Consider the following 17,407-nt stretch of genomic DNA (forward strand, 5'->3'; position numbering starts at 1 on the left):
GGGGCCGGTGACGGCCCCGTATCCGGCGTGCGCCCCGTATCCGGCGCGCCCCTACTCCTGCTCCCGCCCCTGCTCCCGCTCCGGCTCCCGCACGGCGTACGCCTCCACGGACCACAGCGAGACGCCGAAGCGGGTCGCCCGCTCGTCGGCCACGATCCGTACGTAGCGGGTGCCGGCGGGCGCGTCCAGCCGCACCGTCTCCCGGCCGCCCCGCCCGTCGCGGACGGTCGCGGCCGTGCTCCAGGCCCTGCCGTCGGCGGAGACCTGGACGCGGTAGCGGGAGGCGTACGCGTCCTGCCAGTGCAGTCGCACCTCGCCGATCCGGGCCGGGCGGTCCAGCTCCACCCGCAGCCACTGGCCGTCCTTGGCGGGAGAGGACCAGCGAGTCTCCGGATCGCCGTCGGTGGCCGCCGAGGCGGGGAAGTCCCCGGTCTCGTCGGCCGAGGAGCCGACCCTCGCGCCCCGGGCCAGGTCCGGCCCGCCGGTGGGCGGGTAGGCGCGCACCGTCAGCGTCCTCCGCAGGCTCTCGCCCTCGGCGGTGAGGGTGACCGGGACCCGGTACGTGCCCGGCCGCACGTCCTTCCCGGCGCTGATCTCGATCTTCGGGGCCGCCGGCACGCCGCGCCGGAGCGTGACCCGGCGCGGCGCCCGCACCGTGAAGCCCTCCGGCGCCCGCACGGTCAGCCTGCCGCGCACATCGGTGGGCCGGTGGCCGGTCAGCCGGGCCCCGACGGCGGTGGGCTCGCCGCCGATGACGGCGTTGACCTCCTCGCGGAGGAGCTCCAGCCCGGCGCCGGGGGAGTCCGAGTACCAGGGCGTCAGCTCGTGGATCACCGGCGCCTTCGAGCCGTCCTGCCAGGCCAGCCGTACGGCGTCCGCCCGCAGACCGCCGGTGTCCACCTCCGTCCAGCCCTTCTCGGAGAGCGCGCCCAGCCGCCTCCAGCCCTCGCCCGGCACATGCGCCTCGACTGCGGCGCGGGTGCCCGCGCCCGGCTCGGACTGGACGGTGACGGCCGCCAGGGAGCGTGCCCGGGGCAGCCGCAGCACCAGCTCGTCGCCGCTGCCGTCGTCACCCTCGTCACCGGCTGCGCCGGGGGCGGGCTCCTCGGCGGCGCGGAAGGCGGTCGCGGGGTCGCCGTCGGCGGCGTGCTCCGGTGGGGAGCCGGGCAGCGGCGCGGGGCCGCCGCGCACCCGCTCCCCGGAGCGCCCGGCCTTCTTCTCCGCCCCGCCGCTCGCGCCGGACCAGTCGTCGGCGGCCTTCAGCGCCCGGTCCACGAAGGCGGGCAGTACGTCCTCGCCGACCGTCACCCCGCTCTCGCGGGCCTCCGCGCGCAGCCGCTGGAGCTCCAGCCGAGCCTTCCACGCCCCGGCGCCGTCCCCGCGCCGCTGGGCGGCCAGCATGTCCAGCGCGTACCGGCCGGCCCGTCCGTAGCGCGCCAGCTGCCGCACCCAGGGGCGCATCTCCTCGCTCAGGGCGCCGCCGGCGACGCCGGCCAGGTTCTCCGGGGACTCGCGCAGAACGGCGAAGGCGTCGCGCAGCCGGTCGGACGCGGCGGTGAACTCCTCGTCGTCCTCACCCGCGCGGGCCTTCCAGAAGGCGTCGAGCAGGGGGGCGAGGTAGGCCGACTCCTCCTCGTCGAGCACCGAGGAGGAGTTGTTGGCGGCCAGGGCGTGCAGCGCCTCGCGGGCCCGCTCCCCGGAGCGGGCGGCCTTCTTCTCCCCGCCGCCCGTGGCGGCCAGGTCCTCGACGGCCGCCTTCCAGGACTCCTGCGGCCGGTAGCCGCGCGGGTTCCAGGCGTAGTCGGCGACGGTGAACAGCGGCAGACGGGAGGCCGTCGCCTGCTCCATCGCGTTGGCCAGCAGCGCCGCCGAGCGGTTGGCGACGGCCGGTTCCCGGCCGGTGTAGGGGCCCAGGAAGACGCGGTCGCCGGCGTAGTCGTTGACCGGGTAGTTGTCCATGGTGACCAGCGGGTGGCGGAAGACGGTGCGGGCCTGGGCCAGCTCGCCGCCGGTGATGGCGGAGGGCACGACCCCCACTCCTGTCCAGGCCACCTCCACGTCCGCGTCCAGCTTCTGCGCCAGCGCGCTGCGGTACTCGGTCGGGCCGTCCTGGTAGAACTCCGTCGGCAGCACCGACAGCGGCACCGCGTCGCGCCCGAAGCCGTACCGCTTCGCCAGATGCGCCGCCACCTCGTTGGCCAGCTCCGCGTGGGCGGTGGCCGCGGCCTTCGGTCCCGTGCCGTAGCGCTCGGCGTCCGCGTCGCAGTGCCACTCGGTGTAGCTGGCGTCCTCGAAGCGGAGCTGGAACGCCCGCACCCCCAGGGCCGCCATGGCGTCGATCTTGCGCAGCAGGGCCCTGCGGTCGCCCTCGGAGGCCAGGCACATCGACTGCCCCGGCGAGACGGCCCAGCCGAGCACCACATGGTTGCGCCGGGCGCGCTCGGCGAGCTCGCGGAACTGCGCGCGCCGCTCGGCGGGGTAGGGCTCGCGCCAGCGCGACTGGCGGAAGGCGTCGTCGCCGGGGGCGTACAGATAGCGGTTCTGCTTGGTGCGGCCCATGAAGTCCAGGTGGGCCAGCCGCTCCTGGTGCGGCCAGGCCTCGCCGTAGAAGCCCTCCGTGGTGCCGCGCACCGGCGAGGCGGGCCAGTCGCGTACGACGGCCCCGGTGATCCGTGCCCCGCCGTCGCCGGTGGTCACCAGCTGCCGCAGCGTCTGCGCGGCGTGGAACAGCCCGTCCGGGCCGACGCCCGACAGTGCCACCGTGCCGCCCGGCCCGTCCACGCCGTCCGCCCGCCCGGCCGCCAGCCGGTAGCCGCCCGCGGGCAGATCGCCGCGCTCGGGCGCGCCCAGGGCGCGCAGCGCCCGCTCGGCGGCCCGGTCGCCGGCGCGCACCACCAGCCCGCCGGCGCGCGTCTCCTCGCCCGGGCGTACGGTGCGCACCTCGCGCGCCCCGGCCGCGCGCAGGATGTCGCGGACGGTGTCGAGGGCGTACGGATCGGCGTCCTCGTCGGCGACCAGCAGCACCTCCTGCCCGACGGGCACGGCCGGGCCGCGCGTGCGCAGGGACTGGGGGCGCGGCCACACACCGGGGGCGCCGTCCAGGCGGACGCGGTCGTCCGGGCCCGCGGCGTCCCGCGCGGGCTCCTCGGCCGCCCTGTCCGGCGGTGGCGCCGAGTGTGCGGCCGGTGCGCCGCCGAGAAGTCCGCCGAGGACGGCCGCGACCAGTGCCGTCGCACCGGTCCGGCGCACGGCGCGGCCATGCGTCGCGTGGTTCACGTGTTCCTCAGGCCCCTCTCGACCCGTTCCCCGACCCGTCTCCCGGCTCGTTCCTCCGCCCGGCCCCCCCCGTCCCGTCCCGTCCCGGCCGGAGCGGCCCTCCGGCCGGGCGGTCGGACCCGCCGGTAGGTAACGAGCCCATCACCGCCGTGGTGAAGGTGTCAACGACAGGGGCCGAAGTGCCCGGTTTGTCGACCGGTGCGGACGAGGCCGGGCGGGGTGGCGCGGAACGGCCCCAGGGCCTCCGTGGGGCCTCCGTGGGGCCTCCGTGGGGCGGCCGTCCCGCGAGGGGGCGGTAAATCTTGGCCGAGATGCCCGCTTTGCTCGAATGCCCTACGCTGACAGGCGCATCGCACCGTGAAATCATCGGTGATGGGACTGTGAGCCATCTCACGTTTGTCCCGCCAAAAGTGTCTGGGCTCCGCCTCAGTGGGTAGGGCCCCCATGTCCGACCGACAGCAACGAACGGAGGCCCCCGTGGCCGCGTCCGCTGAACTCCTCACACCCCTTCCCCTGTTTCCCAAACAGGGGCAGGAGCCGATCGACCTGTCCGGAGTCTCCGACCCCGACTCCGGCCTGGACGGCTCCTGCTCCTGGGACTACGCCGAGACACCGCTGACCAGCGAACCACCGCTCGCCGACGCCGCCCCGCTCACCAGTGAGCCGCCGCTGGCCGCCGAGCTCCCGCTGACCAGCGAACCGGCCGGGGTGGGATACGGAACGGATTCCGCGGAGATCTAGACCCGGGAGAGCCCAGGGGGAGAGCGGAGGAAGTTCCCATGAGCCGACTGGCGCGACTGGCCGCGGCACACGGAGTCTGCACCTCCTACGACCCGGCCCCGGGCCGTACGATCCGGGTGCCCGACGACACGATCGTCGAAGTGCTCGCCGCACTGGGCGTCGACGCCTCCACCCCGGACGCCGTCCGTGACGCCCTGGCGCGCCACGCACGTGAGGAGGCGGCCCGGCTGCTGCCCCCCACCGTCGTCGTACGCGCCGCCTCCCGCGGCGACTCCTCCCCGCCCGCCGCCTCCGCGCCCGTCGTCCGCGGCGGCGTCCCACCGCTCCCCGACGGCACCGCGCTGAGGGTCGAGACGGAGGACGGCCGCACCCTGGACTGGGGAACGGACCCGGACGCCGAAGGCGAGCGGCTCCCCCTGGGCTGCCACACCCTCCACGCCGAGGCCCCCGGCGGCCGCACCGCGCACGCCGCCCTGATCGTCGCCCCGGACCGCTTCCCGGCCGTGCGCGACCGCTCCTTCGGCCTGCTCGTCCAGCTCTACTCGCTGCTGTCCTCGCGCTCATGGGGCATGGGCGACCTGGCCGACCTCGCCGACCTCGCCGCCTGGTCCGGGCGCGCGACCGGAGCCGACTTCATCCAGCTCAACCCCCTGCACGCGGCCGTCCCCGCCGCCGAGGGCGAGAGGGTGGACCCCTCCCCCTACCGCCCCTCGTCGCGGCGCTTCGCCGACCCGGTGCACCTGCGGATCGAGGAGATCTCCGAGTACGCCTACCTGCGCGGCGAGGCCCGCGCGAAGGCGGACGAGCTGCTGGCCCAGGCCGCCGAACTGCGCGAGGCCACCCTCGCCAAGGACGGGATGATCGACCGCGACGCGGTGTGGTCGCTCAAGCGCCGCGCCCTGGAGCTGGTGCGCACCGTTCCCCTCGGACCCGGCCGCCACGTCGCGTACTGCGACTTCCTCGCCGAGCAGGGCCAGGCCCTGGAGGACCACGCCGTCTGGTGCGCCCTCGCCGAGATCCACGGTCCCGACTGGCGTTCCTGGCCCGCCGGCCTGGACGATCCCCGCTCGGCCGCCACCGCCCGGGCCCGCGGCGAACTGCTGGACCGGGTGGACTTCCACACCTGGCTGGCCTGGCTCACCGACGCCCAGCTCGCCCGCGCCCAGCGCACCGCCCGCGACGCGGGCATGTCCATCGGCCTGGTGCACGACATGGCCCTGGGAGTCCACCCCTCCGGGGCCGAGGCCTGGGCGCTCAAGGACTTCCTGGCCACCGGCATGTCCATCGGCGCCCCGCCGGACGCCTTCAGCCCCCACGGCCAGGACTGGGGCCTGCCGCCCTGGAACCCGGGCGCGCTGGCCGCCTCCGGCTACGCCCCCTACCGCGCGCTGCTGCGCGGGCTGCTGCGGCACACCGGCGGCCTGCGCATCGACCATGTGATGGGCCTGTTCCGGCTGTGGTGGGTCCCCGAGGGCCGCCCGCCCACGGAGGGCGCGTACGTGCGCTACGACGCCGAGGCCATGCTCGGCGTGCTCGCCCTGGAGGCCTACCGCGCCGGGTCGGTCGTCGTCGGCGAGGACCTGGGCACCGTCGAGCCGGGTGTGCGCGGGGAGCTGGCCGGGCGCGGCATGCTGGGCACCTCCGTGCTGTGGTTCGAGCGCGACTACGACCACGTCCGCACCCCCAGCCACGAGGTCCCCCAGCCGCTGGAGCCGCAGGACTGGCGCGCCGACTGCCTGGCCACCGCCACCACCCACGACCTGCCCAGCACCGCCGCCCGCCTGAGCGGCGACCACGTCGCGCTGCGCGACGGCCTCGGCCTGCTGTCCGGCCCGCTCGCCGAGGAGCAGGCCCGGGACGCCATGGAGACCGCCGAATGGATCTCCCATCTGACCCGTCTGGACCTGCTGCCGGAAGGACCGGGCGAGGAGGAGAGCGAGATCAGGGGCCTGTACCGCTTCCTGGCACACACCCCCGCGAAGATGGTCGGCGTCTGGCTGCCCGACGGCGTCGGCGACCGGCGCCCGCAGAACGTGCCGGGCACCTGGGACCAGTACCCCAACTGGCGGCTGCCCGTCGCCGACGGCGACGGCAGGCCCGTGACCCTGGAGGAACTGGTCACCTCGCCCCGGATGCGCGATCTGCTGGAGACGGTGTACGAGGAACTGCACGGTCCGCGCGAGCGCCGCATACCGGCTCCCGGGCAGCACGGAGGACAGCACGAGGAGAGCCACGCCGAGCCCGAAGACCACCCTGGGCGCGTGACGACCGGAGACGTTCGCTAGCGTTGACTCCGTGGACAACAAGGTCAAGGTCAACGAGAACATCAGGAGCGCCGGCACCGCCGTGCGCGCCGGATTCGTCACCGCCCTCACCGCGCTGACGCTGCTGGTCGCCTCCCCCTCCGCCCTCGCCCTCTACCGCGACGACGGCGACGACCCGGGCACCGGCCTGAGCGTGGTCGAGACCCTCGGCCTGTACGTCGTGGCGCCCATCGCCCTGTTCGCGATCATCGCCGCGCTGGTGATGGTCGGCGACAAGTCCGCCCGCAGGAGCGGTCAGGTCGCCGGCCGCCAGGAGCCCAACCGCGGCTGACCCGCGGCCCGCGGCCCGCGGCGTGTTGTGACGGGGCTTTCGGACACCGGGCCGGTCCCCACCGGCCCGCCCGGTGACCGGTCGGCTGATTGGCCGGCCGATTGGCCCGGCGAACCGGCCGCCGATCGACCCCGCCAGCAGGGCCGGACGGCTCCGTAGCGTCACGGCATGACCCTGCGGACACGGTCGGCCCCGTCCCGGCGGCCGGCACTGGCCCAACTGATCAACTCCGTCGGCGACGGCGCGTACTACGTCTGCTCCGCGCTGTACTTCACCCGCGTCGTCGGCCTGTCCGCGACCGAGGTCGGCCTCGGCCTCACCGTCGGCCGCCTCCGGCGCCCCGCGCCTGGCCGTCCTGCGCGACCGGCCGTACGCGCTGATCACCGCACTCCACACGGCGCTGCTGTTCTACACGCCGCTGCTGAGCGTCGTCGTCCCGCTGTGGGTGGTGCAGCGCACCGAGGCCCCGCGCTGGACGGTGGCCGCGCTGCTGGTGCTCAACACCCTCGGCGTCGTCGCCCTCCAGGTCCGGGTGGCGCGCGGGGTGCGGGACCTGCGCACCGCCACCCGCCACATACGCGCCGCGGGCACGCTGATGCCCGCCTCCTGCGCGGCCTTCGCCCTCACCGCCGCCACCGCCTCGCCGTGGACGGCCCTGCCGGTCCTGCTGGCGGCCGCCTGCCTCCAGGTCCTGGGCGAGACGGCGCTGGCCTCCGGCGCCTGAGAGATCTCCTTCGGCCTCGCACCCGACGACCGCCACGGCCAGTACCAGGGCTTCTTCGGCACGGGAGCGGCCGTCGCCCGCATGCTCGGCCCACTGCTGCTGACCTGGCCGGTCCTGGGCGCCCGCCCGCTCGGCTGGCTCGCCCTGGGCGCGGCCTTCCTCGCCGCCTCCTGGGCCATGGGCCCTGCGGTCCGGTGGGCGGTGGTGGGGAAGCGACCGGCGGCCTCACCACAGCACCCGCTGGTGCCGTCGCCGTAGGACGCCCCGCACCGGGCGGCCGTGCTCAGGCCGTGACCGACCGCCCTCGGACACGATCGGTTCGAGACAGCCGGGGAGGGATCCGGTCAATGTCTCGCGGGAGAGAGGCGGCAGGGGTGAGCAAGAGACCAACTCTGACCAGGAATCACCTTCGCGTACGGAAAACGCGATGAATGGTTCCGGTTATTGATCTTGTTGTGACGGATGTTGTTCATGTGGTGGTGTCTTGGTGTTCAGGTATTCGTAGTGAGGGGGAAACATGAAGAAGACCGCACGGCGCGCTGCGGCCATATCCGGCATGACACTCGCGATCGGTGTCACCCTCGGCGCTGCTCCCGCGCTCGGCTTCTACGCCTGGCAGGGCGACGACTACGCCTACACGACGAACGGCGGCAGGAATGCCGAGGTGTGCGACTGGGAAGCGGACGGCAACAAGATCAAGGCCCAGTATCGGCGTGACGGCAGCGACACCATCAAGAACTGGTGGAACGAACTCGGCGACGGAAGCTGCTACCCGACTCCCGAAGGCCGCGGGATCAACAAGATGCGTGTGGTCGAGCAGAGGTTCGCCGCTCCCGACGTCGAGGGCAAGTGGTACTACCGGTAGGAACGACTGACGGAGCATCGTCCGATCACTGGCGGTGGGCGGGGACTCCCCGCCCACCGCGCCATCTTCTTCCCCGGAGTCTCGGAGCCGCAGCGTGAACGACCCAGTCCTGTCCGTCAGGGACGTCAGCCACGGCTTCCCGGGCCGTCCCGTGCTGGCGCACGTGAACCTGGAGGTGTGCGCGGGCTCGTCGGTCGCGGTGACGGGGCCGTCCGGGACGGGGAAGACGACCCTGCTCTCCTGCGTCCTGGGCCTGGTCAGGCCGGACGAGGGCAGCATCCTGGTGGGCGGCACGGACATCACCCGGCTCGGCCGCGGCCGGCTGGCCGCGTTCCGCGCCCGGAACCTGGGCATGGTGTTCCAGTTCGGCGAACTCCTCCCGGAGCTCAGCCCACTGGAGAACGTCACCCTCCCCGCGCTCCTGGCCGGCACCGGGCGGCGGGAGGCCCGCAGTCGCGGGCTCGAACTACTCGACCACCTCGGTGTGCCCCACCACACGGCCACGGGCGCCCTGTCTGGTGGGGAACGACAGCGGGTCGCGGTGGCCCGCGCACTGGTCAACCGGCCGACGGTGCTGCTCGCCGACGAGCCCACGGGCTCACTGGACACCGCGAGCCGTGACATCGTCGCCGACCTGCTCTTCTCACTGCCCGGTCGGTGGGACTGCGCACTGGTCGTGGTCACCCACGATCAGCAGGTGGCCCGGCGGGCCGACGACGTCCTCGATCTCGCTCCCGCTGTGGAGGCCGTGTGAGCCGCCACGCGGCCGAGGGGCCGCTGTGGCGGCGGCTGTGGCGGATCGGCCGGGCAGCCGGGGCCGGGGCACGACAGGCACGGCTGCGGTGGGCCGGCCTGTTCCTGGCCGCGGCCACGCTGACCATGGGCCTGACGGCTCTTGTCACCACGGCGGCCGGCTACGACGCGCGTGCCGACACCGACCGGGCCCGCGCCCCGCGTATGCACATGTCCCACCCGGACGAGGAGCCGGTCGCCCACTGGTACGAGTCCGGGAACGACATCACCGGATCACCGCAGCACAACGTCGTCTTCCTCGCCCCTCTCGACGCCGACACCGAGGCCGAGCCGCCGCCCGGCCTGCCGCGCTGGCCCGATCCGGGCGAGGCGTTCCTCTCCCCGGCGCTGCTTCGGGCCGGCGTGGACCAGGGGATCGCCGAGCGCTACGGCACCCATGCGGGCACCATCACCGGAGACGGGCTCACCTCCCCGGCCGAGCGCCTGGCCTACGTCCGCGCCCCCGAGGGGCACGAGTCCTTCGACGACAGCGATCTGATCACCGGATTCGGGGCCCGTGGAGAAGAGACGTACCCGGTCTTCGGGGACTCCGCCGTGGTCTACGGCCCCGATATCCTCCTGTCGGCCATCGGCGGCCTGATCCTGCTCCCCACCGCCGTACTGGTGGTGATCGCCGTCCGTGTCGACGCGGCCGGACGGGACCGGCGCACCACACTGCTGGAGACCCTGGGGGCGACCGCCGGTCACCGGGCCCTGATCAATCTCGGAGAGGCCGCGACCCCGGTCGTTGCGGGCGCGCTGGCGGGCACGATCCCCGCCGTCGCCGTGCTGACGTGGGACATCACACTGCCCCTGGTCGGATACCCGCTCACCGCGGCCGGATTGCGGCCCCGGCTGTGGGCGTACGCGGCCACCGCGCCGGTGGCCGTCCTCACCATTCTGGCCGCCGTCGTCCTGCTTCACCGCGCCCGGCGCGCCGCGGACCGCCACGCCCCCCGCCCGGGTCGGCAGACGCTGGATGATCCTGCTACCGCTCGGCGCGGTGATCGCCATGCCCGCCGAGCTCACCCCGTTCGCTCCGAACCTCGCGGTGAGCCTGGCCCAGTACGTCACGGGGCTGGTGCTGGTCCTGGCCTCTCTGCCCGCACTGATCGCCACCGTCATGGCGGCCCTCGGCCGGGCCGTGGCCTGGGCGGGGGAGAGGTCCGGGAAAGTGGGGCCGCTCGTCGCGGGACGGTGGACCACCCACCACCCCGGGGTGACCGCCCGCATGGTCGCCACCGTCACCGTCGGGCTGGTTCTGGTCACCCAGTTACACATCTGGACCTCGCGCACATCGGGCGAGGCCGCCGCCGCGGCCGAGACCCTGGACCGCATCGGTACGAGCATCAGCCTCGTCCGCACCGACGCCATCACGGAGAAGGAGCTGACAGCGTTCCGGCGGGACCTCGCCGGGCAGCACGTCCTGGCCCTCGTCCGTCGGCCCGATCCCCGTAGCCCCGCCGAACTCCGCGGAGACTGCGAGGCTCTGCGTTCGCTGGGACAGAAATGCTCCGCCGCCCCGGCCCCCATCGACACCGGCACCGGTACGCAGGCGCGTGAGCTCGCACGCTGGACCGGAACCCGTGCCGGTCTGACCGTCCGGGAAGCATCCGTCACCGACTACGTCCGCGCGGTGAACGAGCCGGGCGATGCCCAGTGGACCCTGGTGACGGTCGCCGATTCCGCCGGCCACGGTGCGTCGGAGGCTGTCAACAGAGCCTCCTACGCACATCTGGGGATGGCCCCGTTCATTGACCGGCTCGGCGGGAACGCCCTGGGAGGCATGCTCCAGTACGCCACTGTGGGCCGGTGGGTCGCGCTGCTGGGCGGCGTGGGTCTGCTCGTCCTCGCATGCGCATCCACCGTCAGCTCCCTGTCGGAGTTCCGGTGCTTCGGTACCCGGCTCGCCCCGGTCGGCGTCTTCAGCGGGAACCGCCGCGTCTTCGTCAGCACCTCGGTGTGGTACCTCACCACGCCGCTGGTGATCGCCGCGCCCATCGCGGCGGGGGCCGCGTGGTTCCTGTCACAGCCCGTGGTCAGAGGGACCGGCGCGGGGCTCTCGACCGGTCTCGTCGTCACCGCCGTCGCCGGCTGCGCCCTCCTGGCCGTGCTCACCGGGGCGGCCGGCGCCCGTGGCGCACTCGCCGGGGCCCGGCGCTGGACGCCTACCAACGACTGACGGTGAACTCCCTTCTTACGGTCGGCAGGGTAGTCCGGTGAGCCGGTCAGATCATGCCGCCCTTGACCGCCGTCACGAAGGCGGACCAGCCGGTGTCCGGGAAGACCGGCGTGGGTCCATCGGGGGCCTTGCTGTCGCGGACGGGTATGACGCCGTGGAAGCCGTCGGCGACCTCGACGCACGCCCCGCCGTCGCCGTTGCTGTGGGACGACTTGCGCCAAGCGGTGGTGCTCGGGCCGTGGTCGGTGCTCATGGTGTCTTGTAGTCCTTCGCGGCCGATTCGATCAGGGCAAGGGACGCCTTCGGGGGCAGCGCGGCGGCCCTGATCAGGTCGTAGGCTCGGTGCTACTGGGCTACCAGCCTTGGTTCCTCGATGAGTTGGCCTGTGTACGCGCTCTCGGTGCAGGCCACCGGCGGTGCGTCCGAGAAGGACATCTGAATCACCGTGCTGCTGAGGAAGGCAGAGGCTTCGGCCTCGAAGGGCAGTACCTGGACCACGACACGGTGGTGGTTGCGGCCGATTTCCAGGAGGTGTCGGCACTGTTCGCACATGACGGCCGGGCCGCCGACCGGGATGCGCAGTGCTGCCTCGTGGATCACGGCCCACAGTTCCGGGACTGTTGACCGCTCCAGCAGACGCCTGCGGTCCATACGGGTCACGACGATGTCGTCCACGTCTTCCGGCGGCGCGAACAGCTGCGCTGCACGGGGCAGGTCCCGTGTATAGCCCTCGGTCTGCAACAGTCCCGGCAGCACCATGGGTGCGTACTCGCTGATGGTCGTCGCCAGCTGCTCCAGTTCCGCCGCGTCGGCGAAGTAGTCCGGGTACTTGTTCTCCCGGGTCAGCCGGCACAGGCGTTGCAGGTGTTCGCCGGTGTCGAGGATCTCGTCGAACAGTTTGGAGGTGTCCGGCTGCGGGCGGCGCACCGCCGTCTCGAACTGGCCGACGTAGGTGCCCGAGCAGAAGGCGCGCTCGCCGAGCCGGGACTGGGTGAGCCCCGCCGCCTCGCGCAGGCGGCGCAGTCCCGCGCCGTAGAAGGTCTTGGGCGAGGCGTACGGGTCGAGTTGCCTGGGCTCGGTCATGGCGGGCTCCCCCTGTCACGGCACGGGCATACGGGTTTGGACTTCCGTTCCACGCAGGCACACAGAGTGACCGGAGCGGTGTGTTCGGCGAATGATTCCCCCGAAGGTGTTCACCAGCCCCTCGGCCTTGCCCAACAGGGGAAGTGCGGGCCGGAACCGGCCCAACGTCCGTCGTGGCCCTCCGTCAGACGCGCCGAAGCGGGCAGCGCGTCGATCTATCGCGGGGCCCGGCGCCCGGCTCGCGACATCGACGCGGCAGCCATGCCCCATCCGCAAGAGCGTTGTTGGGTCGGAACCGCCCGGAGCCGCCCGAGGTCAGCGGCGCTGGCGGCGGCCGGAGGCCGGGCCGCCGCGCAGCGAGGAGAGGACCAGGCGGCCGTAGCGGGTGGTGAGCGCGGCGGCCGTCACCACCACCGACAGTCCCAGCGCGGCCAGCAGGTGCACGGGGGAATCGTCGCCTAATACCTGGAGGATGCCCAGTGCGGTGCCCAGCGGCAGACCGAGGATGGTCAGCACGCCGAGCGCGCCGCTGATCTGCTGACTCTCCTGGGTCTGGACGAGCCGGCTGTAGTCGGCGGCCTCGGCCAGGATCTCGGTGAAGCGCTCCGGCAGCCGGTGCTGGTTCTGGAAGGCGAGCAGCAGGCCGTTGGCGGGGCCGTGGGCGGTGAGGTGCTGGCGCCAGTAGGTGCTGCGGAAGCGCGCGATGTTCCGTTCCAGGGCGGCGACACGGGAGGCCAGGCCGGAGCCGTCGTCGAATACGGCGGAGAGCTCGTCGGTCAGCTCGTCGATGTGGTCGCGCTGGAGGGAACCGAGCAGCAGGGCGTCGAGGTAGACGGTGCGGGCGTGGAGGGCGGCGAAGGCGTAGAAGTCGCCTCCGCCGGGGTCGGGCCGGTGGCCGAGGAAGGCGGTGCCGTGGCGCAGGACCAGGGCGCTCCAGTCGGCGGAGATCCGTACCGCCCGGCTCAGTTCCTCGGCGGCGGTCTCGGGGGCGAGGGGGTAGTCGGCTGGGACGGACCGGGAGGCGAGCTGCCACAGCCAGCGGTCGGCGCCGGGCGGGACGGGCGTCTGCGGATTGGGACGCAGGGCCGGGGTGTGACCGGGGCCGGGCGTGAGGAAGGCGACGGTGTAGGGACGGGCGATGGCGAACGTGCCGGTGGTGTCGCGGACTTCGGCCGTCTCCCCGAGCAGGTGCCCCGGTTCGAGGGGGCCGGTGAGGGGGTCGGGGTCGGCCGGGGTGCGGTGGCCGATGGCCCGAAGCACCGGCAGCAGGGGCCGGGTGACGGTGAAGTGCAGGACGGCCAGGGCGCAGGCGGGGCCGCGTACGGTGGCGGTGCGCAGCAGCTCCAGACCATCCAGACGCAGCCCCTCGTGCTCGGCCGCCGCCGGCCGATGCCAGCGGCAGGGGCGCTCCCGGGTGCCGTACAGCACCCGGGCCGAGGCCGGGGCGAAGTACGTGGTGCGGGTCGCGGCGTCGGTGCGCCGCTCGCCCAGCTCGAAGGGGAACGGCCCCTCGGCCCACTCCGGGCCGTCCGGTTCGCGCAGCAGCCGTACCGGCAGCACCACGGCCAGCACCTGCCGCACGCCGGTGACGGTCTCCAGGGGCGGCCCGGCGGTCACCGGTAGAACTCGGCCGGGTCGGGCTGGTCGAGCCGGATGACGAACTCCGCCCATCCAGGGCGGGCGTCGGAGACGTGGAAGCGGACGCGCTCCCCGGTGCGGACTGTGCGAAGTCCTTCGGCGACGATCTGCGTGTAGTCGAAGGTGTAGTGGTGACCGTCGGCCTCATCCTGGACGACGTAGGCGCTCGCCTTGCCGGTCGCGCCGCCGCCGCTGGACCGCAGATCGACGATGACGCCGTGGTGCGCCTCGCTCATGTGCTGGTCACCTCCGCGCCCACGCCGTCCTGTGCCTTCCGTGCGTCCCGCGCGCCGGGGACGGCCGGGAGATCTTGGACGCAGCGGAAACCGACCGCGTTGCTGCGTCCTTGCTTCCTGTAGAGACTCTTGCTGCTCGTCTGCACCGCGCGCAGCGGGTTGTCGTAGCTGCCGCCGCAGATGACCGCCTCACCGGGGTCGTCGAGGCTGGTCGAGGTCCACTCCCATACGTTGCCGACCATGTCGGTGACGCCGAACGGAGAACGGTTGGCGGACCGGTCTCGTACGGGTGTGGCCTGTGCCCGGCGGGCCGTGTCCCCGGTGAAGTGCCGCTGCCACGCCTGGAAGGTCACCACCGGACGGCCGACCCAGGTATCGGCGCAGTTGACCGGCGCGCCGTCGGGATCGTCGCCCCAGGGGAAGAGGCGGCCGTCGGTGCCGCGGGCGGCGGCCTCCCACTCCAGCGCGGTCGGCAGCCGCTTGCCCTCGAAGGCGGCGAAGGCGTAGGCGCTCCACCAGTTGACGCAGACCGCCGGATGGTCGTCGTACTTCGGGTCACGGTAGTAGTCGGGGTCGCGCAGCCGGTCCGTCCAGGGCTTGTGGGTGATGTGGGCCGGCTGTTCGGGATGGTCCCATTCGGAGGTGCCGTCGGGGCGCAGGGCGTCGAGGAAACGGCGGTAGCGGGCGACGGTGACGGCGTGCCGGTCGAAGCGGACCGGCCGTCGTACGCGGCGCAGCAGCAGCCGCTCGGCCGGGCCGACGAGGTAGGCGCCTGCGGGCAGGACGCAGTCGTCGGCCGTGCGGGGCTTTGCGACACGGGCGAGGAAGGCCCGGACCTGCTCAGTGAGGAAGCTGTCACCGGGCAGCTCCGCCGCCGTGTTCCGGCCCTCCTCGGACGCGAGATACCGGGCGGCCAGCAACTCCTGGTAGGCGGTGTGGACGAAGGCGGCCCGGTCGGCCCCGGCGGGCCGCAGCAGCGGGGCGAGCACGCACGTATCGAGGTCCACCCGGCCGTCGAGGAAGGCGTCGGGGCCCAGGGCGCGGTGCAGGTCGAGGAGGGGGAAGACGGTCCGGTCGGTGAGGAACGCCCGGCCGAACGCTTCGGGCAGCCGCTCCTCCAGATGCTCCCGGCCGTGCTCGGCCAGTGTCCGGGTGATGTGAGCGCCGAGCATGGCGTCGAAGGACTGAGGCGCGTCCGTCCCCAGGACGGAGGTCAGCCGCTTCTCCAGCGGGGTCGCGTCGGGCTCGGCGAGACGTACGAGGTGGAAGTGCGGCACACGGGCCGGATCGACGCCGTTGGCGTACATCTGCTCCACGAGCTGCTCGGAGCGGGCCGCGCCGCTGTCCAGCAGTTGGCGGATCTGCGGGGAGTCGGCGAGGAAGGACACCCGGGAACTCATGACCACGGCGGACTCGGCGGACAGCACCGGAGCGAGATCGGCGAACAGCCGCAGGAAACCGGCCGGGCTGGACTCCTCCACGCCCTCGTCGACGGCGTCCAGCAGGCACAGTGCGGTGCCGGAGCGGATCAGATAGAGGAACAGGTCGTACGCCCGGGACCGGTCCACCAGCATGCACGGGGCCAGCAGACGGGCCACATACTCCGGGAAGGGCTCGTCCCTGGGCTTGAGGCCGAGGTCGAAGTAGAAGCGGAACCGGCGGATGCCGGGGTCCGTGGCAAGAGCGCGCAGCAGAGTGCTCTTGCCGCTTCCCGGGCGGCCGGTGACCAGGACGTTCGCCCGCTCGCGGGCGAGACGGCCGAGGAGTTCGGCCGCGTCCCGCTTGTCCTGGAGACGGCTCTCCCCGCTGCGCGGATCGGTGGAGAGCACGGCGGCCGAGACCGGCGCGACAGGAGCGGCCTCGGCAGCGGTCGTCCCGGGGCCCGAGATCGCGGCACACAGGTGCGCGTCCAGGTCGAAGACGGTGCCCACGAAGCCGTCGTAGCGGACCACCCGGTAGTCCTGCCCCAGCAGATCCCGCAGCGGATCGGGCGGGCCGTCGCCCTCGTGGTCCACGATGACGAAGCGGGTGAGTTTGGGCAGGCGGGTGCGGAGCAGTTCGCCGCCCTGGGAGGTGAGCACGGTGCGCAGGTCCTCGGCGTCCCGCGAGAGCATCAGCTCGACGTACTCCAGGCGCATGCCCGCCTCGCGGCAGAACAGCTGGTAGACCGTGTCGGGGGTGAGGACGAAACGCTTGGCCAGCCGGTAGCCGAGGGTGAGGTGGAGGCCGGCCAGGAACTCGCAGCGCTCGGCCACCTCGCGGGCCATGTGGGGCTCACCGCCGAGGAGAGCGGCGCTGCCGGTGTCGGTGAACCAGACCAGGACGTCGACGAGCCGCCGCGCCGCTTCTGCGGCCCCTCGTCAGGCTACCGGCCTTCCGGGGCGCTGCAAGATCGTGTTTTGGTCAGAGAGGTACGCCGGGCTCCTCCGCACTCTCCACGACATCGATGGCGTGCATGTAAAATGCATGCATGGTTGCTCTGCAGATCCGCGATGTACCGGAAGAGGTGAGGGACGCCCTCGCCGCCCGCGCGCGCGAGAAAGGGCAGTCCCTCCAGGCATTCCTGCGTGCCCTGGTGGTGCGTGAGGCTTCGTTCAGCAGGAATCTCGACCTCCTCAGGGAGATCGAGGAGTGGTCGGAAGGAAGCGACGCGACCGCAGAGGACGTGCTGGCCGCGCGGGACGCGGCCCGTGTCGAGAGGGGTACGGCCACGGGATTTCCGTCCGGGGGCGGGTCGGTCGACCATACCGGGACGTACCGCGACGGCGGTGCCGCGTGATCGTGGTGGACGTGTCGGTCGCCGCCCTGCTGTTCACCGACCCCGCGGCCGAGCCGCGGGCCAAGGCCGCGCGGGCCGCTCTGGCCCGGGACCCCGCATGGGCGGTTCCGGAGCACTGGAAGACCGAACTGTTCAGCACCGTCCGGGGCCTTTGGCTGGGGCGGAAGATCAGCGAGGAGCGGGCCCGACGGGCCGTGGAGAGCATTCCGCGCATGGTCGTCGAGGTCGTGCCCACGGACTCCCTGCTGCCGCGCATGTGGGAGCTGCGAGGCAACGTCAGTGGGTACGACGCCGCGTACATCGCCGCTGCCGAGGCCCACGGCTGCGCCCTGGTGACCGCCGACGCGCGCCTGGCGCGCTCGGGCGCGGCACGCTGTCCGGTCCACGTGGTCGGCTGAGGGTGAGTTCCCGCCGATACGGCCAGTAGGGCTTCCTCGACGAGTTCTTCCCCGACACCGGTCGCAGCGGAGACCGGTGGTGGCTCTCGACAGGGCGG

Annotated in this window: 17 protein-coding genes; 10 read left to right on the forward strand and 7 right to left on the reverse strand. The window is 73.3% G+C overall.

Going from position 1 to position 17,407, the window contains the following annotated elements; translation table 11 throughout:
• Nucleotides 1-51 precede the first annotated feature (51 nt).
• Complete coding sequence (locus CUT83_RS20965; RefSeq protein WP_241524817.1) at nt 52-3,276, reverse strand: beta-N-acetylglucosaminidase domain-containing protein; 3,225 nt, start codon at nt 3,274-3,276, stop codon at nt 52-54.
• Between the two features lie 477 nt (nt 3,277-3,753).
• Here CUT83_RS20965 and CUT83_RS20970 point away from each other — a divergent pair, with 477 nt between their 5' ends.
• From CUT83_RS20970 to CUT83_RS20995, 7 genes are all read left to right on the forward strand, one after another.
• On the forward strand, nt 3,754-4,017 hold the full coding sequence (locus CUT83_RS20970) for a hypothetical protein (RefSeq protein WP_093849159.1): 264 nt from the start codon (nt 3,754-3,756) through the stop codon (nt 4,015-4,017).
• A gap of 38 nt (nt 4,018-4,055) precedes the next feature.
• The gene (malQ, locus tag CUT83_RS20975; protein WP_101257381.1) at nt 4,056-6,302 is read left to right on the forward strand and encodes a 4-alpha-glucanotransferase; all 2,247 of its coding nucleotides are present in this window, start codon (nt 4,056-4,058) and stop codon (nt 6,300-6,302) included.
• Nucleotides 6,303-6,312: 10 nt separating this feature from the next.
• The gene (locus CUT83_RS20980) at nt 6,313-6,612 is read left to right on the forward strand and encodes a hypothetical protein (protein ID WP_240958383.1); all 300 of its coding nucleotides are present in this window, start codon (nt 6,313-6,315) and stop codon (nt 6,610-6,612) included.
• A gap of 448 nt (nt 6,613-7,060) precedes the next feature.
• Nucleotides 7,061-7,336 (forward strand): hypothetical protein, encoded by a 276-nt coding sequence (locus CUT83_RS31100; protein WP_240958382.1) that lies wholly within the window; start codon nt 7,061-7,063, stop codon nt 7,334-7,336.
• 81 nt (nt 7,337-7,417) lie between these two features.
• Complete coding sequence (locus CUT83_RS31105; RefSeq protein WP_240958381.1) at nt 7,418-7,594, forward strand: hypothetical protein; 177 nt, start codon at nt 7,418-7,420, stop codon at nt 7,592-7,594.
• Nucleotides 7,595-7,892: 298 nt separating this feature from the next.
• Entirely contained in the window at nt 7,893-8,201 is a 309-nt protein-coding gene (locus CUT83_RS20990) for a hypothetical protein (RefSeq protein WP_101257382.1), read from the forward strand.
• A gap of 94 nt (nt 8,202-8,295) precedes the next feature.
• Nucleotides 8,296-8,955 (forward strand): ABC transporter ATP-binding protein, encoded by a 660-nt coding sequence (locus tag CUT83_RS20995; protein ID WP_240958380.1) that lies wholly within the window; start codon nt 8,296-8,298, stop codon nt 8,953-8,955.
• Nucleotides 8,956-9,227: 272 nt separating this feature from the next.
• Here the strand turns inward: CUT83_RS20995 and CUT83_RS29865 are convergent, their stop codons facing one another.
• Nucleotides 9,228-10,007 (reverse strand): hypothetical protein, encoded by a 780-nt coding sequence (locus tag CUT83_RS29865; protein WP_143688605.1) that lies wholly within the window; start codon nt 10,005-10,007, stop codon nt 9,228-9,230.
• Between CUT83_RS29865 and CUT83_RS21010 the strand changes: the two genes are divergently transcribed.
• Nucleotides 9,973-11,175, forward strand: coding sequence for a hypothetical protein (locus CUT83_RS21010; protein ID WP_101257385.1), 1,203 nt, complete (start codon nt 9,973-9,975; stop codon nt 11,173-11,175). The genes CUT83_RS29865 and CUT83_RS21010 overlap by 35 nt on opposite strands.
• A gap of 46 nt (nt 11,176-11,221) precedes the next feature.
• Here CUT83_RS21010 and CUT83_RS21015 read toward each other — a convergent pair whose 3' ends face one another.
• The 5 genes from CUT83_RS21015 to CUT83_RS21035 form a co-directional block, all read right to left on the reverse strand.
• Nucleotides 11,222-11,428 carry a DUF397 domain-containing protein gene (locus CUT83_RS21015; protein ID WP_101257386.1) on the reverse strand — a complete coding sequence of 69 codons (207 nt, stop codon included), beginning with the start codon at nt 11,426-11,428 and terminating at the stop codon, nt 11,222-11,224.
• A gap of 92 nt (nt 11,429-11,520) precedes the next feature.
• Nucleotides 11,521-12,258 carry a helix-turn-helix domain-containing protein gene (locus CUT83_RS21020; RefSeq protein WP_240958378.1) on the reverse strand — a complete coding sequence of 246 codons (738 nt, stop codon included), beginning with the start codon at nt 12,256-12,258 and terminating at the stop codon, nt 11,521-11,523.
• A 315-nt stretch (nt 12,259-12,573) separates the two neighbouring features.
• On the reverse strand, nt 12,574-13,875 hold the full coding sequence (locus CUT83_RS21025) for a hypothetical protein (RefSeq protein WP_173915121.1): 1,302 nt from the start codon (nt 13,873-13,875) through the stop codon (nt 12,574-12,576).
• Nucleotides 13,872-14,132, reverse strand: coding sequence for a hypothetical protein (locus tag CUT83_RS21030; protein WP_101257388.1), 261 nt, complete (start codon nt 14,130-14,132; stop codon nt 13,872-13,874). Before CUT83_RS21030 ends, CUT83_RS21025 begins: the two co-directional genes overlap by 4 nt.
• Nucleotides 14,129-16,399, reverse strand: a complete 2,271-nt coding sequence (locus CUT83_RS21035) for an SUMF1/EgtB/PvdO family nonheme iron enzyme (protein WP_101257389.1) — start codon at nt 16,397-16,399, stop codon at nt 14,129-14,131. The genes CUT83_RS21030 and CUT83_RS21035 overlap by 4 nt, the downstream gene beginning before the upstream one ends.
• Before the next feature lie 203 nt (nt 16,400-16,602).
• Between CUT83_RS21035 and CUT83_RS21040 the strand changes: the two genes are divergently transcribed.
• Together CUT83_RS21040 and CUT83_RS21045 are read left to right on the forward strand one after the other, a co-directional pair.
• Nucleotides 16,603-16,911, forward strand: coding sequence for a FitA-like ribbon-helix-helix domain-containing protein (locus CUT83_RS21040; protein WP_101257390.1), 309 nt, complete (start codon nt 16,603-16,605; stop codon nt 16,909-16,911).
• Nucleotides 16,908-17,309 (forward strand): type II toxin-antitoxin system VapC family toxin, encoded by a 402-nt coding sequence (locus CUT83_RS21045; protein ID WP_240958376.1) that lies wholly within the window; start codon nt 16,908-16,910, stop codon nt 17,307-17,309. Before CUT83_RS21040 ends, CUT83_RS21045 begins: the two co-directional genes overlap by 4 nt.
• Nucleotides 17,310-17,407 lie beyond the last annotated feature (98 nt).

It is taken from the genome of Streptomyces barkulensis (assembly GCF_002843305.1).
Classification (GTDB): Bacteria; Actinomycetota; Actinomycetes; order Streptomycetales; family Streptomycetaceae; genus Streptomyces; species Streptomyces barkulensis.